This window comes from Kitasatospora herbaricolor (genome assembly GCF_030813695.1).
In the GTDB taxonomy this organism is placed as follows: Bacteria; Actinomycetota; Actinomycetes; order Streptomycetales; family Streptomycetaceae; genus Kitasatospora; species Kitasatospora herbaricolor.
Window position 1 is genome coordinate 1,170,432 of the sequence record NZ_JAUSVA010000002.1, and the last position, 16,017, is coordinate 1,186,448.

11 protein-coding genes are annotated in these 16,017 nt (G+C 75.8%); 5 read left to right on the plus strand and 6 right to left on the minus strand.

The window, feature by feature from the left end:
- Positions 1–56: 56 nt before the first annotated feature.
- Together J2S46_RS05540 and J2S46_RS05545 are read left to right on the plus strand one after the other, a co-directional pair.
- Positions 57–704: an SH3 domain-containing protein gene (locus J2S46_RS05540; RefSeq protein ID WP_191292685.1), complete on the plus strand. Its 648-nt coding sequence runs from the start codon at positions 57–59 to the stop codon at positions 702–704.
- A gap of 86 nt (positions 705–790) precedes the next feature.
- The gene (locus J2S46_RS05545; RefSeq protein ID WP_191292752.1) at positions 791–1,810 is read left to right on the plus strand and encodes a serine/threonine-protein kinase; all 1,020 of its coding nucleotides are present in this window, start codon (positions 791–793) and stop codon (positions 1,808–1,810) included.
- Positions 1,811–1,827: 17 nt separating this feature from the next.
- Here J2S46_RS05545 and J2S46_RS05550 read toward each other — a convergent pair whose 3' ends face one another.
- Positions 1,828–3,210 (minus strand): streptophobe family protein, encoded by a 1,383-nt coding sequence (locus tag J2S46_RS05550; protein ID WP_229913135.1) that lies wholly within the window; start codon positions 3,208–3,210, stop codon positions 1,828–1,830.
- A 570-nt stretch (positions 3,211–3,780) separates the two neighbouring features.
- Between J2S46_RS05550 and J2S46_RS05555 the strand changes: the two genes are divergently transcribed.
- Both J2S46_RS05555 and J2S46_RS05560 read left to right on the plus strand, forming a co-directional pair.
- Positions 3,781–4,980 carry a DUF6777 domain-containing protein gene (locus J2S46_RS05555; RefSeq protein WP_191292686.1) on the plus strand — a complete coding sequence of 400 codons (1,200 nt, stop codon included), beginning with the start codon at positions 3,781–3,783 and terminating at the stop codon, positions 4,978–4,980.
- A gap of 115 nt (positions 4,981–5,095) precedes the next feature.
- Entirely contained in the window at positions 5,096–5,491 is a 396-nt protein-coding gene (locus J2S46_RS05560; protein ID WP_191292687.1) for a nuclear transport factor 2 family protein, read from the plus strand.
- 85 nt (positions 5,492–5,576) lie between these two features.
- Here J2S46_RS05560 and J2S46_RS05565 read toward each other — a convergent pair whose 3' ends face one another.
- The 3 genes from J2S46_RS05565 to J2S46_RS05575 form a co-directional block, all read right to left on the minus strand.
- Complete coding sequence (locus J2S46_RS05565; protein ID WP_191292688.1) at positions 5,577–6,023, minus strand: nucleoside deaminase; 447 nt, start codon at positions 6,021–6,023, stop codon at positions 5,577–5,579.
- Between the two features lie 69 nt (positions 6,024–6,092).
- Positions 6,093–7,442: a M1 family metallopeptidase gene (locus tag J2S46_RS05570; protein WP_191292689.1), complete on the minus strand. Its 1,350-nt coding sequence runs from the start codon at positions 7,440–7,442 to the stop codon at positions 6,093–6,095.
- Between the two features lie 304 nt (positions 7,443–7,746).
- Positions 7,747–11,931, minus strand: coding sequence for a Pls/PosA family non-ribosomal peptide synthetase (locus J2S46_RS05575; RefSeq protein WP_229913136.1), 4,185 nt, complete (start codon positions 11,929–11,931; stop codon positions 7,747–7,749).
- Between the two features lie 550 nt (positions 11,932–12,481).
- On the opposite strand from J2S46_RS05575, the gene J2S46_RS05580 reads away from it, so the two are divergent.
- Positions 12,482–13,720 carry a D-alanyl-D-alanine carboxypeptidase family protein gene (locus tag J2S46_RS05580; protein WP_191292690.1) on the plus strand — a complete coding sequence of 413 codons (1,239 nt, stop codon included), beginning with the start codon at positions 12,482–12,484 and terminating at the stop codon, positions 13,718–13,720.
- A gap of 27 nt (positions 13,721–13,747) precedes the next feature.
- Here J2S46_RS05580 and J2S46_RS05585 read toward each other — a convergent pair whose 3' ends face one another.
- Together J2S46_RS05585 and J2S46_RS05590 are read right to left on the minus strand one after the other, a co-directional pair.
- Positions 13,748–14,179: a PPOX class F420-dependent oxidoreductase gene (locus tag J2S46_RS05585; protein ID WP_191292691.1), complete on the minus strand. Its 432-nt coding sequence runs from the start codon at positions 14,177–14,179 to the stop codon at positions 13,748–13,750.
- 111 nt (positions 14,180–14,290) lie between these two features.
- Positions 14,291–15,847 (minus strand): S8 family peptidase, encoded by a 1,557-nt coding sequence (locus J2S46_RS05590; RefSeq protein ID WP_191292692.1) that lies wholly within the window; start codon positions 15,845–15,847, stop codon positions 14,291–14,293.
- Between the last annotated feature and the right edge of the window lie 170 nt (positions 15,848–16,017).

Below are 16,017 nucleotides of genomic sequence, written 5' to 3' on the forward strand. Positions count from 1 at the left end.
CCCCGCCGGGCCTGCGCCGAGTGGCGGACGGGCCTCCCGATGGATAGGACCGGAGTATGAACGAGTTCGTGTTCCGTCCCACCCATGTGGCCCCGCAGGACGGAATGCCGACCTGGACGGCGCCGGATCCCTCGCACCCCTCGGCCCGGCTCGACCCGCTGCTGCCCGTCCAGCTGCTCGACCGGCAGGGCGACTGGAGCCGGATCGTCTGCTCCAACGGATGGTCCGCCTGGGTGGACGGCCGGCTGCTGATCACCCTGCCCGCCGAGCCCGGCACCGCCACCGGCCCGCTCAGCCGGGCGGCGGACCCCCGCCCGATGCTGGCCGAGGCCGAACGCGCGCTGGGCCTGCACCGGGGGCTGCTGGACGACCTCGCCGAGGGGCGGATCGACCTGGAGACCTTCGGCCGCCGGGCCCAGGGGCTGCGGATCGGCGTCCTGGTCGACGGTGAGTCGCTCTGGCTGTACGACCACGTGCACGACCGCTGGTGCTACTGCGACGGCCTCCAGCTGCAGACCTACGCGGCCGGCCGCCCCGCCGACCCGTCGGCGCCGGCCACGCCGCCGCCCGACCCGGCCGCACCGGGCGCTCCCCCGCCGGGCGGGCCCGCCCGGCCCAGCAGCCCGCCGCCCGCCGGCCCGGCCACGCCCGGGGGCGCCGCCCGCCCGGCGGGGTACGAACCCACCCGGACGGGTGACCGGTGAACGCCGGACCGGGGCCGCAGCCGGACCAGCCGACCGAACGGGCGCCCGAGAAGACCACCGAGCCCTCGCCCAGCCTGCCCTCGGGCATGGTCGGCCGCCGGATCGCCGGGTACGAGCTGGAGCGGGAGAGCGGCCGGGGCGGCATGGCCGTGGTCTACCGCGCGAAGGACCTGCGGCTGGGCCGGACGGTCGCGGTCAAGCTGCTGGCACCCGAGCTGGCCCGCAACGAGGTGTTCCGCCGGCGCTTCATCCACGAGTCGCAGGTCGCCGCCGCGATCGACCACCCGAACATCATCCCCGTCTTCGAGGCCGGCGAGGCGGACGGGATCCTCTACATCGCCATGCGCTACGTCCCCGGGCGGGACCTGCGCACCCTGCTCAACCGCGACGGCCCGCTGCCGGCCGACCAGACCGTCCGGATGGCGGCCCAGGTGGCCTCCGCGCTCGACGCCGCGCACGAGCACGAGCTGGTCCACCGGGACGTCAAGCCGGGCAACATCCTGGTCGCGGCGGGGACGGACAGCGAGCACCCGGAGCACCTCTACCTGGCGGACTTCGGACTCACCAAGAAGTCGCTCTCGCTCAGCGGGCTGACCACCGTCGGACAGATCGTCGGCACCCTGGACTACGCCGCGCCGGAACAGATCTCCGGGCGGCCGGTGGACGGCCGCTGCGACCTCTACAGCCTCGGCTGCGTGGTGTTCGAGATGCTGGCGGGCGCCCCGCCGTTCCGGCGCGAGGACGACGTCGCGCTGCTCTGGGCCCACCTCAACGAGCCGCCGCCGCCGGTCACCCCGCTCCGGCCGGACCTCCCCCCGGCGGTGGACGCGGTGCTGGCCGGCGCGCTCGCCAAGACGCCCGAGGAGCGGTACGACACCTGTCTGGGCTTCGTCGCGGAGCTGCGCGCCGCCACCACGGGGGCGCCCGCTGAGGGCGGCCGCTGGCAGTCGGCCGGGCCGGCCACCGAGGTGGTCCCTGCCCTGGCCGCCGCCCGGCCGGGCGGGATGCCGCCCGTGCCGGCCGCACCGCCCTCGCCGCCCGCCTGGGCGCTGCCGGTGTTCGCGCCCGGACGGCCGGGGACGGGAGCCGGCGGCCCGGGCCGCTGAGAGGCCGGACCCGCCCGTCAGCCCGGGCCGGCCTGCTCGGGGACCTCGCCGCGGCGCCGGACCCGGCCCGCCAGCAGGCCCCCCAGCGCACCGGCTGCCAGACCCCAACCCGCCCCGATCAGGACCGCCCACCACAGCTCGGGCTGCAGCGACAGCGAGCCGCTGCCCAGGTCCCGCGCGGTGCTCCCGCCCAGCACCGAGCCCAGCAGCCCGCCGAGCCCGCCCTCGTCGGTGTCCACCCCCAGGACGGCCAGGCCGTAGGCGGCGGAGACCCGGGAGAGCACCCCGATCAGCAGCATGGTGACCGCCAGCGCCAGACTCATCCGCACGGCGTGCTGCCAGAGCCGCACGCCCTTCGGCGAGCGGTGGGCCATCAGGAAGCCGGCCCCGAGCAGCAGGACCCCGGCCAGCACCGGGAGCCACCCGATCCGCCCGTCGGCCTCGGCCAGGGTGCCCAGGCTCACGGTGACCTCCCGGCCGTCCGGCGTGCGCAGCACGTCCGCCAGCACCTGCGGCATCGGCAGGCCGATGGCACCGGTCAGGTGCCCGTGCCAGTGCGCCCCCAGGCCCAGGCCGAAGGCCGGCCAGGCCAGGTTGGGCACCGCCAGCAGCACGACGGCCAGGGTCTCACGCGCGTTCCCGTGGACCAGCGCGGTGACCACCCCGACGAGCACGCCGATCACCGCGTACGCCAGCAGCACCATCAGCACCGCGAAGGCCGCCGGGCGGACGGCCTGCTGGTAGGGCAGGGCCGCGCGCGGCAGGGGCGCCCGACGCGAGACCGCGAACGCCGCCGCCAGCACCACCAGCAACCAGAGCAGCCCGAAGCCGAGGGTGCGCGGGACGTCCGCGTGGAAACCGACCTCGGGGGTCAGGCCGAGCGCCCCGCCGATCGTCCGGGCCAGGTCTCCGCCGATCTCCACCACGAAGGTGTGCCGGGCGACCGAGACGATCACCGCGAGCGCCGCCAGCCAGAGCACCACCACCCGCGCCACCCGCCCCAGCAGCTCGCCGCCGGCGGCGACCGCCCGGAACCGAAGCTGGCGCAGGAACACCTCGACCATCACCAGGGCGCCGGCCAGCCCCACCGAGAGCGGCATCACCGTGATGCCCGCGCTCACCTCCGCGAAGAAACCCGCACCGCCGTCGATCCGCACGCTGCCGCCGACCGCCAGGGCCAGCGTCGCGGCGAGTACCGAAGGGAACGACCCGCCCGGGAGGGAGTCGGCCCGGCCGAGCAGCAGACCTCCGGCGGCCAGCGCGGTCATCACCACCAGCCCCGAGAGCACCACCGCCAGCGCGTCCAGCCAGCCGCGCAGCAGACCCGGGGAGCCGGACCGGCGGGGCGGGACCGCCTCGCCGGGCGGCCGGTCCGGGCCGGGCGGGGGCTGCTGCTGCATACCTGCTCCTGAGGTCCGGGAGGGTCGGTGTCGCGCGGGTGCCGAGGTGGTCCCAGTCCGTGTCGCCTGCCGCGGGGCGGCGGCAACCGCGCCGCGGGTCACCCGTGGGTCCAGGGTCGCCCAGGTCCGCCGGGCCCGCCCACCCGCCTTGGGCCGAACGCACCCGGCGGGCCGCCGCCACGACCCGGCGTGGCCCGTTCGGCCGCCCCCGGGCACCCCGTTCGGCTGCGCCCGCTTGCGCCGCCGGCCGGCATCGGCCCGGCCGGACGCCCGGGGCGGCCAACTGCTCCTGCTGTTGCGGGTGGTGATGTTCCGGGGCAGAAAGGACAGGACATCAGCCTGTCGGCAGCGTCCCCCGGCTGCCGCCGGAATGGAGACCCGATGAGTTCCCCACCGCAATCCGGCCCCCCGTCAGGTCCGCCCTCCGGACCGCTCTCCGGGTCCTCGTCGGGCGCAGGTTCGGGCCCCGGTTCCGGCCCCGGCTCCGGCCCCGGCTCGGGCCCGCCGCCGTCACCGCCGAGCGGTCCGACCGGCCAGCCGCCGTCACCGTGGTGGCGGAACTGGCGCCGGGTGGCGCCGATCGCGGGGACGGCCGTCCTGGCACTGGTCGCAGGCCTGCTGATCGTCACTCACCAGAGCGGGGGCAGCAGCAGCCCCGCCGTCAAGGAGGTCGCCCTGCAGACGCCGGCGGACGCCGGTGACGCCCCGTTCACGGAGTCGGTGGCGACCGAGACCGGGCCGGCGGAGTCCACGGCGGCCTCCGCCGGGGGCCAGGTGTCGCCGTCCGGCGCCACGGCCATCCGCAGCGTCCAGGGGTCGGCCACCGGCCTGTACGGCGGCGAGATGAAGAAGCCGGCCTGCGACGTCGAGAAGCTCATCACCCAGACGGCCTCCGGTGACAAGGGCAAGGCCTGGGCCGCCGCCGAGGGCATCGAGCAGTCGGCGATCCCCGGCTACCTGCGTTCGCTGACCTCGGTGGTGCTGCGGGCCGACACCCGGGTCACCAACCACAACTACCGGAACGGCAGCGCCAACGGTTACCAGGCCGTCCTGCAGGCCGGCACCGCCGTCCTGGTCGACTCGCAGGGCGTCCCCCGGGTCCGCTGCGCCTGCGGCAACCCGCTGACCCCGCCGGTGCTGGCCTCGGGCGGGGTGACGTACACCGGGAAGGCCTGGTCGTCCTTCCAGCCCTCCTCGCTGATCGTGGTGACGCCGGCGCCGGCGCCGGTGACCCAGATCGTCCTGGTCAACGTCTCCACCGGGACGTGGTTCGCCCGTGAGACGGGCCACCCGACCACGGCGGACAAGCCCGTCCCCGCGCCGAAGGAGCCGCTGGCGCCGGGCGTCCCCGGCACCTCGCCGACGGCGAGCGCCTCGGCCTCCTCGTCGACCTCCTCGTCGGCCTCCTCGCACCCGGCCACCGGGACCCCGTCCACGGGATCGCCGTCCTCCGCCTCCTCCTCGGCCACCTCGTCGACCTCCTCGCACCCGGCCACCGGGACCCCGTCCACGGGGTCGCCGTCCTCCGCCTCCTCCTCGGCCACCTCGTCGGCGAGCAAGTCCTCGCCGCCGGCGACCCTCTCGCCGTCGGCCTCGGAGGCGTCCACGGCCACCACGACGGCGACGGCGCCGGCCAGCTCGGCGAACCCCGCCACCGCCACCGGTTCCGCCGGCGGGACGGCGAGCGCGACCTCCACCTCGACCTCGGAGCAGGATTCCGAGCCGGCCTCACCGCCGCCGGCGCTGCTGCCCGCGTCCGTGAACGCCTGACCGCACCGCACCGCTCGCCGCTCCCGCTGCCCGGGGGCGGCGAGCGGTGGTTCGCCGGCCGGGCAGGTGCCAAGCTGGAGGGAACGGACGAACCGCTCCGAAAGGGTGGATTCCCATGGCCGAGCACCCGCACATCGCCCTGGTCCGCCGAGGGTACGAGGCGTTCTCCCGCGGTGACATGCAGACGATGTCCGAGATCATCGCCAAGGACGCCACGCACCACGTCCCCGGCACCCACACCCTGTCCGGCGACTACAAGGGCCTGGACGCCGTCCTCGGCTACTACCAGCAGCTCGGCGTCCAGACCGCGGGGACCTTCCGGGTCGAACTGCAGCGCCTGTTCGTCGACGGCCGCGGGCACGTGATGTCCGTGCACCGGGCCACCGCGACCCGCGGCGCGCACAGCCTGGACGCCATGGGCGGGATCATGTTCCGGATCGTCGGCGAGAAGGTCACCGACCTGGACGAATGCGTGGAGGACCTGGCGGTCGCCGACGAGTTCTGGGCCTGACGCAACCCGGTCAGGCCCGTCCGGTCGCGGCGGACCGGAGACGGACCGGCGGACCTGCGGACCTGACGCACGGGAGCCGGCGGCGCTACTCGCCGATGTCCTCGTACCAGAGCTCCGGGCGCTCCGCGACGAAGCCGCGCATCAGGGCGGCGCACTCCTCGTCGTCCAGCACCGTCACCCGCACCCCGTGCTCGGCCAGCCAGTCGTGCCCGCCGTGGAAGGTCCTCGCCTCCCCCACCACGACCCGGCCGATGCCGAACTGCCGGACCAGGCCGCTGCAGTACCAGCAGGGCGAGAGCGTGGTCACCATGGTCGTCCGGGCGTAGCCGCGCAGCCGGCCGGCCGCGCGGAAGGCCGCCGTCTCGGCGTGCACGGACGGGTCGCCGTCCTGGACCCGGCGGTTGCGGCCACGGCCCAGCAGGACGCCGTCGGGGCCGAAGAGGGCGGCGCCGACCGGGATCCCGCCCTCGGCGAGGCCGCGCCGGGCCTCCTCCAGCGCCACCGCCAGCATCGCCCGCTCGTCGGTCGTCATCCCGTCACTGTCGCGGGGCCGCCGGGCCGGCGCAAGCCGCCGGGCGGCCCGGGTTCAGCGGCCCGGGGTTCAGGGGGCGAGCGGCAGCGGGGGCAGCGGGCCCTGCCAGAGCCAGGCGTCCAGCAGGGCGTCGAGCCGGCGGTCGGTGTAGCGGCCGGCGTGCGCGACCAGGTCGGCGGTGCCGACCACGCCGTGCCGGTGTATCGCCGTCCAGTCCTTGACCATCCGGAAGAACGCCTGCTCGCCCAGGGCGCAGCGCAGCGCGTGCACGGTCAGCCCGCCGCGCTCGTAGAGCCGGTCGTCGAACATGAGCTTCCTGCCCGGGTCGGCCAGCCGGAGGTCCTGCGGCAGCGCGGCGAGCTTGGCGTGCGCGGTGGCCGCGTGCTGCGCCGCCGTACGGCCGCCGGAGCGCTCGGCCCAGAGCCACTCGGCGTACTTGGCGAAGCCCTCGTTCAGCCAGATGTGCCGCCAGTCGGCGATCGTCACGCTGTTGCCGAACCACTGGTGGGCCAGCTCGTGGGCGACCAGCCGCTCGGAGCCCCGGATGCCGTCCAGGTGGTTGGCCCCGAAGGTGGACACCCCCTGCGCCTCGAACGGGACGTCCAGCTCCTCGTCCGCGACGACCACCGCGTACTCGCCGAACGGGTAGGGCCCGAAGAGTTCCTCGAAGAGGTGCATCATCTGCGGCTGGCGGCCGAAGTCGTGGGTGAACCGGGGCATCAGCGGGGTGGGCAGGTAGGCGGTCTGCGGCACCCGGCGCAGCGGCTCGACCCCGGCGGCGGGGTCGGTGACCCGGAGCGTCTCGTACTGGCCGATCGAGACCGTCACCAGGTAGCTGGAGGTGGGCGCCGCCTGCTCGTAGACCCAGGTGGTGCTGGAGGCGCGGGTGGTGCGGGTGAGCAGCCGGCCACCGACGATCACCGTGTAGGGCGAGGGCGTGGTGATCGAGATCTGGTACGAGGCCTTGTCCGCCGGCCGGTCGTTGCAGGGGTACCAGGACGGCGCGCCGACGGGCTGGCTGGCGACCAGCGCGCCGTCCGTCAGCTCCTCCCAGCCGAGGCCGCCCCACTGGCTGCGGACCGGCTTCGGGTTGCCGGTGTAGTGCACCTCGACGGTGAAGGCGGCGCCGGCCGCGAGGGCCTTGGCCGGCCGGATCCGCAGCTTGCCGGCCCGGTGGGTGTAGTGCGCGGCCCGCCCGTCCACCAGGATCCGGCCGATCCGGAAGTCGGCCAGGTCGAGCGCGAACTCGCGCAGCGGCTCGGCCCCCGCGACCGCGCTGAGCCTCGCCGTGCCGCCGAGCCGGTTGGGGCCGGGCCGGTAGTCCAGCGCCAGTTCGTAGCGGTGGACCCGGTACCGGGCGTCGCCGTGTCCCGGGAAGTAGGTGTCCACGCCGGGGGCGGGCAGCTGCTTGGGACTCACCGGTTCGTACGCTCCCTGCGTTCTCTGACCTGCGATGTGCGGTGTACCGCGTGCGGTGTGCTGGCTTGCGGGCGGGGCGGGTGTGCTCCGGGTTAAGAGTGTGCCCTGAGTTCCGGGTATGGCGTGCGGGGCGGGTGTGCTCTGCGGGATGACTGGTGCTCGGCGGGGCGGGTGTGGTCTGCGGGGCGGGCGGGGCCTGGGTTGCGGGTGGGCGGGGCGGACGCGGTCGGGCGGCGCCCGCCCCCGGCACGGCGGGCGTGCCGGGGGCGGTGCCGCCGTCCGGTCTGCGGTACGCGAGGGCCCGCTACGCCTGCCAGGCCTCGATGGGGTTGCCCAGCCACCGGGTGTCCGGCGGGACGGACTCGGCCCGCATCACCAGCGAGGCCGGCCCCAGGGTGCTCCGGGCCCCGACGGTACTGCCGGGCAGGACGATCCCGCCAGGGCCGAGCGTGGCGCCCTCGCGAAGGATCACAGTATCCATCCGCATGATCCGGTCGTGGAAGAGGTGGGTCTGGACGACGCAGCCGCGGTTGATCGTCACCCCGTCGCCCAGGGTGACCAGGTCCGCCTCCGGCAGCCAGTAGCTCTCGCACCACACGCCCCGGCCGACCCGGGCCCCCAGCCCGCGGAGCCAGAGGTTGAGCACCGGCGTGCCCGGCACCGCGCCGATCAGCCACGGCACCGCCAGCACCTCGACGAAGGTGTCGGCCAGCTCGTTGCGCCAGACGAAACCGCTCCAGAGCGGGTGCTCCACCGCGCGGAACCGGCCGACCAGCAGCCACTTCGCGGCGATCGACACCAGGCAGGCGACCGTGCCGGCGGCGATCAGCAGCACCCCGGAGAGCAGCGCGGCCAGCAGCACGGAGCCCGCCTCGGCCAGCCACGCCAGCCCGGCCAGGGTCAGCACGCCCAGCGCTGCGGAGGCCAGCACCGGCACCAGCCGGCAGACCTCGACCAGCCCGCGGGCCCAGAGCAGCCGGGCCGGCGGGTCGTAGGTGAGGCTCTGGTCGCCGGCATCCGCGGAGCGCGGCAGCCGCATCGGCGGCATGCCCAGGTAGGAGCTGCCCTTCTTGGCCTTCTTCGGGGTGGCGGACAGCACGCCCACCAGGCCCCGGTCCGGGACGGCCCGGCCGGGCGCGGTCATCCCGGAGTTGCCCAGGAAGGCCCGCTCGCCGATCTCGGCCTCGCCGAGCCGCAGCCAGCCGCCGCCCAGCTCGTACGGCGCGATCAGGGTGTCGTCGGCCAGGAAGGCGCCGTCACCGACGGTGGTCAGGCTGGGCAGCGCCAGCACCGTCGACACCTCGGCGCCGCTGCCGACCTTCATGCCCAGCGCACGCAGCCACAGCGGCGTGACCAGGCCCGCGTACAGCGGGAAGAGCGTCTCCCGGGCCAGGTCCATCAGCTGGCTGACCGTCCAGGCCTGCCAGCCGATCCGGCCGTGCAGCGGGTGGTGGCCCGGCCGCAGGCCCACGCTCAGCAGCCGGACGGCGGCCACCAGCAGCACCGCGTACGTCAGGCCGAAGGCCAGGGTGGCGGGCAGCACCGCGAGGAGCGCGCCGCGCAGGGCCTCGGCCAGGGTGTCGCCGGGCCGGACGAAGCCGCTGACCACGACGAGGGCGGCCAGCGAGGAGAGGACCGGGAGCAGGCTCAGCCCGAGGCCGCTGGCACCGTACGCGGCCGCCCAGCGGGCCCGGCGCCGCGGGCGCTGCTTGGGCCAGCTCCGGTCGGCCTTGCCGAGCTTCCTGGCGGGGGCGCCGCCCCAGCGCTGGCCGGTCGGCACCTGGCCGGTGACGCCCGAGCCGGGCGCGACCTCGGCCCGCTTGCCGACCCGGGAGCCGGGGAAGAGCGTGCTGCGGGTGCCGACCACGGCGCCCGAGCCGATCCGGACGGTGCCGACCTCCAGCCGGTCGCCGTCCAGCCAGTAGCCGGAGAGGTCGACCTCGGCCTCGACGGCGCAACCCCGGCCGAGCCGGAGCATGCCGGTGACCGGCGGCAGCGAGTGCAGGTCGGTCTCGGGGGCGATCCGGGCACCCAGCGCCCGGCCGTACCGGACCAGCCAGGCGCCGGACAGCGAGGTCGCCCCGCTCAGCTCGGCGAGCCGCTCGGCGGTCCACAGCCGCAGGTGGACGCTGCCCCCGCGCGGGTAGCTGCCGGGTCGCAGGCCCCGCAGCAGCAGCCGGGCGCCGCCGGCCGAGACGGCCAGCCGGCCGGGCGGGCTGAACAGCAGCAGCGCGCCCGCGCCGACCGCCCACCAGGAGGCGGTGGGCGCCCAGAGGTAGCCGCCGAACCAGGCGAGCACGTTGCCCAGCGCCAGCAGGGCGGTCGTCCAGCGCAGCCCGACCAGGGTGAGCAGCGGCAGCATCAGCAGCAGCTGGAGGATCTTGGCCCGGGCCGGCACCGGGGCGATCGTGCGGGTGGCGCCGTCGCCCTGGGCGGAGCGCTCCAGGTGGCGGGCCAGTTTGCGCAGAACGGGCTGCTGGTAGATGTCGAGGACGGCCGCCGAGGGGTAGCGGGTCCGCAGCAGTGTGGTGAGCTGCGCGGCCGCCAGGCTGGAGCCGCCGATCGCGAAGAAGTCGTCCTGGGCGCCGGTGACCTGCACGCCGAGGATCTCGCTCCACTGCTCCGCCAGCCAGGCCTCGGTGCCGTAGAGCTGCTCGGCGGGCCCGCCGGTCTCCAGGCCGGGCAGCGGCCAGGGCAGCGCCGCCCGGTCCACCTTGCCGGAGGTCCGGGTGGGCAGCGAGTCGACCGGGGCGAGCAGCGGCACCAGGGCGGCGGGCAGCTCGGCGCGCAGCCGCACGACGGCCGCGGCGTGGTCCCAGCCCTCCTGGGTGACCAGGTAGCCGACCAGCAGCTGGTTGCCGCCGCGGGCGGTCCGCACGGCGGCGGCGGCCCCGGCGACGCCCGGCAGGGCCTGCAGGGCGGCGTCCACCTCGCCCAGCTCGATCCGGCGCCCGCCGAGCTTGATCTGCTCGTCGGCGCGGCCGAGGAAGAGCAGGCCCTCGGGCTCGGCCTGGACGAGGTCGCCGCTGCGGTAGGCGCGCTCCCAGTCGAGCGACTTGAGCGGGGCGTACTTCTCGGCGTCCTTCTCGGGGTCGAGGTAGCGGGCCAGGCCGACGCCGCCGATCACCAGCTGTCCGGTGGCGCCCATCGGGACGGGGTCGCCGGCCTCGTCGACCACGGCCAGCTCCCAGCCGTCCAGCGGCAGGCCGATCCTGACCGGGCCCTCGCCGGTCATCAGGGACGCGCAGGCGACCACGGTGGCCTCGGTCGGGCCGTAGGTGTTCCACACCTCGCGGCCCTCGGTGACCAGCCGCTGGACCAGCTCGGGCGGGCAGGCCTCACCGCCGAAGATCAGCAGCCGGACCTCGATCAGCGCCTCGGCCGGCCAGAGCGCGGCCAGGGTCGGCACCGTGGAGACCACGGTGATCTCCTGCTCGGCGAGCCACGGGCCCAGGTCGGCGCCGCTGCGCACCTGGGAGCGCGGGACGGGGACCAGGCAGGCGCCGTGCCGCCAGGCCAGCCACATCTCCTCGCAGGAGGCGTCGAAGGCGACGGACAGCCCGGCCATCACCCGGTCGCCCGGGCCGATCGGCTCGTCCTGGAGGAAGAGCGCGGCCTCGGCGTCGACGAAGGCGGCGGCGTTGCGGTGGGTGACGGCGACGCCCTTGGGCCGGCCGGTGGAGCCGGAGGTGAAGATGATCCAGGCGTCGTCGCCGGGTCCGGGGCGGCCGGGCGCGGCCGGGGCGCCCTCGGCGGACGGGGTGCCGGTGCCGGTCGGGGTGATGCTGCGGCCGGCCCCGAGGACGGCCCTGACGGCGGCCTCGCCGAACACCAGGGCGGCGCGCTCGTCCGGGTCCTCGGCGTCCACCGGGACGTAGGCGGCGCCGGCCGCGAGGACGGCGAGGATGCAGACGTACAGGTCGTTCGTGCCCGAGGGGACGCGCACCCCCACCCGGTCGCCGACGCCGACGCCCGCGGCGACCAGGCGCTTGCGCAGGGTCTCGACCTCGGCCGCCAGGGCCCGGTAGCTCAGCGCGGTGCGGCCGTCGTCGAGGGCGGGTTCGTTCGGGTGGGTCCGCACGGTGGCGTCCAGCAGGTCCACCAGGGTCCGCGGCGCGGGGGCCGGGCGGCCGGGGAAGAGCGCGAGGCCGTCGGAGACCGGGGGAACCGGTGCGACCGGGGACGCGTTCACCGGTGCCGCGGGCGCCGCGGGTGCCGCGGGCGCCGCGGTGTTCTGCGGCGCCGGGTCCGGCACGACGGGCTCGGGCGCGGCAGGGGGCTCCGGCGCGGCGACGGGCTCCGGTGGTGCGAGTTCGAGCGGCGCCAGATCGAGCCGGGCGACGGTGAGCGGCTTCAGGTCCGGCCCGCCCAGGTCCGGCGTGCCGGCGCCCGGCGCGTCCAGGCCGGCCGCGTCCAGGCCGGGCAGGTCCAGGTCCGACGTGCTCAGGCCCGGCGTGCTCAGGCTCCGCGGTGTGAGACTGTGCGTCATGAAAGCGGTTCGCTCCTCGTCCCTCGTGCCGGCCGACGGACCGGTGCCAGGCCTTCGAGGACTGCGAAAACGAGTCCGGCCGGGCGCTCCGCTCCAGGCCGGAGCAGGGCAACCCGATCGATACTAGCCCGGCTGTGACCGGCACGACCGGCCGGCGATGCAGTCAACTGGCGCACAATCAATCGGACCTGACGATCCATCAGCCCATGTATGCCCTGCCGCACAAGCGATATGACTGTGCGTCAGTTGTTTTGACGGTCCGTCAGACGATTTTCGACGCCGTGACCCATGCCACACCCGGATGCGCCATTCGGGCCACCCGCCCGGACGAACCGAGCCATTCCGACCCTACTCCTGCCCCGGGCGACACCCCGGCCGCCACTCTGGGTCGCCCCCCGATCACTCCGCTCGCCCCTGGTGGGGGCTGAGCGCCGGGCGGCCACCGACCCCCCGGTGGACGAGCCCGTCGGGCAGGGCCGGGACCGGCGCCGTTACGCCGGGTGGCCCAGTCGGCGCTGCGGGTGTCCGCGGCGCGTTCCTACCGTGGTGCATGGGCCGCCCAGGACTCCCCCGCACCCTCCCGATCCGCACCGCCGTCGCCCTGGGCGCCGGGGTGCTCGCGGTACTGCCCGTCGCGGTACTGCCCGTCGCGCCCGCCCGGGCCGAGGTCCAGCCGCCGCGCCAGCCGCCGCCGGGCATGTCCGTGGTCGGCGGGGCCCGGCTCGGGCAACCCGGCGTACAGGTCGACCGGGCCGGGGCCACCACCCTCCCCGAGCTGTCGGCGCTCGCCTGGATGATCAGCGACATCGACACCGGCGACGTCCTCGCGGCCAAGAACGCGCACTGGCCGCTGCCTCCGGCCAGCACGCTCAAGACGCTGTTCGCCGCGGCCGAGCTGCCCCGCCAGCCGGCGGACACCGTGCACAAGGTCACCGCCGCCGAGCTGGCCGGCCTGGGCACGGGCAGCAGCCTGGTCGGCATCCAGGCCGGGCAGTCCTACAAGGTGTCCGACCTGTGGCTGGGGGTGCTGCTGCGCTCGGGCAACGACGCCGTCCGCACCCTCGCCATGATGAACGGCGGGGTGCCGGCGGCGGTCACGGCCATGCAGGCGCTGGCCGACACGCTGGGCGCCCGGGACACCCGGGTGATCTCCCCGGACGGCTACGACGCCCCCGGGCAGGTGTCCTCGGCCTACGACCTGACGCTGTTCCTGCGGTCCGCGCTGGCCAACCCGGACTTCACCCGCTACGCCGCCACCAGGGTCGCCCAGTTCCCCGGCGGGCGCGACGCCAAGGGCGGGCTCGTCCCCTCCTTCCAGATCCAGAACGGCAACCGGCTGCTGGCGGGCACCGACGGGGTCACCCGGTACCCCGGCCTGATCGCCGGGAAGAACGGCTACACCGCGCAGGCCGGGAACACCCTGGTCACGGCCGCCGCCCGGGACGGTCACACGCTGGTCGCGACCGTCCTCAACCCGCAGAGCGGCAAGTCCAACGCCGTCTACAACGAGACCCGGCAACTGCTCGACTGGGGATTCGCGGCGCGCGCCCGGGTCGCACCGGTCGGCTCCCTGGTCCATGCCCCGACCGCGACGCCGGGCCATGACGCCCCCGCGCGGCAGGCCGCGGAGCACCCCGCCCTGGCCGGCGCGCGACTGGTCGCCCGCTGGGGCGCCCTGCTGGCGCTGCCGCTGGCCGGGCTCGTCGTGCTGACACTGCGGCAGTGGCGGCGTCAGCGGGCGAGGCGGCGGCGCCGGGCCCGGGTGGCGGCCTTCATGCAGCGAGGCTGACACCCCGGGGAGGGGCCGCCACCCGGGTCAGCCGGCCTGGGCCCCGTACACGTGGTCGACCTTCATCGTCATCAGCACCCGGCGGTCGGCGACCATCACCGCCCGGTACTCGTCCCAGTCCGGGTGCTCCCCGGCGGCGGTGCGGTAGTAGCGCACCAGCGCCTCCACCTCGGGGCCGTGCGGATCCGTCCCCGGCCCGGTGAGCGTCACCTCGCCCTCGGCGGTGGCCCAGGAGCGGCCGTCGGCACTGGTGACCTCCAGCGCGGCCCGCGGGTCCCGCCTGAGGTTCGCCGTCTTGGCCCGGCCCTCGGTCATCGAAACGTAGAGGATCTCGGCCTCCCGGTCGTAGAACGGCATGACCGGGGAGAGCTGGGGGCGGCCGTCCGACTTGATGGTGGCGAGGACTCCGAGCCGGCTTGCCCCGAGCAGGGTGCGCGGGTCGAACGAGGTGGCAGTCATGTCTCAGCACAAGTCGCCACGGGCCACCGCCTATTCCCGGCACGGACCGCCGTTCCCGCCGGCCCGGCCGGGTGGCCCCACGGCCGTGCGACCGGGCCGGCGGGCCGGGCGTCAGAACTGCAGGGCCCAGCTGTCGAGGTAGCCGGAGAAGTACTCCGATCCGCCGGCCACCCGCAGCCGCCACACGCCGGCGGCCGTCCTGGCGGAGGCGTCGACGCCGAAGACGGTGTGGATGCCGTCGTCCCAACCGCTGGTGAATTCCGCGTTCTTGAGCCGGTAGGCCGTGCCGTCGGGCGCGAGCAGGTCGAGCACCAGGTCGTCCGGCCACTGGTGGGGCAGGTCGACCGCGATGTCGAGGTCGGCCGGGGCGCGGCCGGGGACGCCGGTCACGGTGATCCGCGACTCGACCGTGGCCTCCTCGATCGGGACGTCCACGGCGTTGGTGAAACGGGGGCCGGGCGGGCGGTTGGGGATGCCGCCGGTGTACAGCAGCCGGTCGGGCGTGCCCTCGACCAGGTCGCGCAGGGACCCCACGGTGGCGGAGGCGGTCAGCGCGGCGGCGACCTGGGCCGGCGTGGCCGTGCGGTGGTCCGCCAGGTAGAGGGCGGCGGCGCCCGCGGCGTGCGGGGAGGCCATCGAGGTGCCCGACATGGTGGTCGAGTCCTGGTCGTAGGCGATCCCCGCCGAGGTGATGTCCGTGCCCGGGGCGTAGAGGTCGACCAGCGGGCCGTGGTTGGAGAACCAGGAGACCCGGTCGTCGCTCGCGGTCGCCCCGACGGTGATGGCCGTCGGCACCCGGGCGGGCGAGTGCTGCGACGCGTCGACGCCGTCGTTGCCCGCCGCGACGGTGTAGGTGAGCCCCGAGGCGATGGAGTTGCGCACGGCGGTGTCCAGCACGTCGTCCGGGTCGCCGCCGAGGCTGAGGTTGACCACGGCGGGCTTGACCGCGTGGGCGGTCACCCAGTCGATCCCCGCGACCACGCCCTCCACCGTGCCCGAGCCCCAGTCGTCGAGCACCCGCACCGCCACCACCGACGCCTGCTTGGCCACCCCGTAGGTCGCGCCGGCCACGGTGGCCGCCACATGGGTGCCGTGCCCGTGGCCGTCGTCGGCCTCGGCGTCCCCGTCCACCGCGTCGAAGCCGTACGAGGCCCGGCCGCCGAAGTCCTCGTGGGTGATCCGGACGCCGGTGTCGACGATGTACGCGGTGACGCCGCGTCCGGCGCCGCCCGGGTAGTCGAAGCGGTCGGTCATCGGCGGGCGCTTCTGGTCGATCCGGTCCAGCCCCCAGGAGGGCGGCGCCGGCTGGCTCGCGTCGAGGGAGACCGTGCGGTTCCGGACCACCTCGGCGACCGCCGGATCCGCCGCCAGCCGACGCGCCTGGCGTTCGGTGAGCGCGGCGGAGAAGCCGTGCAGCGCCGAGCCGAAGGTCCGCCGGACCGTGCCGCCGTAGTGCGCGGTGAGCGCCGCGCCCTGCCCCGCGGCCGACCTGGCCGCCTGCGGGTGCAGCAGCACCAGGTAGCTGCCGGGAACCGTGCCGGGCGCCCCCGCACCGCGGACCACGCCCTCCGGCGCGCTCGCCGCGGCCGGCAGGGCGCCGCCCGCGCCGAGCGCCAACGCCGCCGCCACCGCGGCCAGTCCCCGGTACACATGCCGCCTTGCCGCCATCGGTCCCCCTCGGTCCGGTACCGCGACCCGTCCATCGCCCTCGCGATCATGCATTGCTGAATATCCGTCAAGTCGACTTGTTCGCAACAAGGTTGACGCATCAACAGGCGCTGGACAAGAGGGCCGGGCCCACGGCGCCGGGGCGGGGCGGGCGGACGGCGGGCGGGACG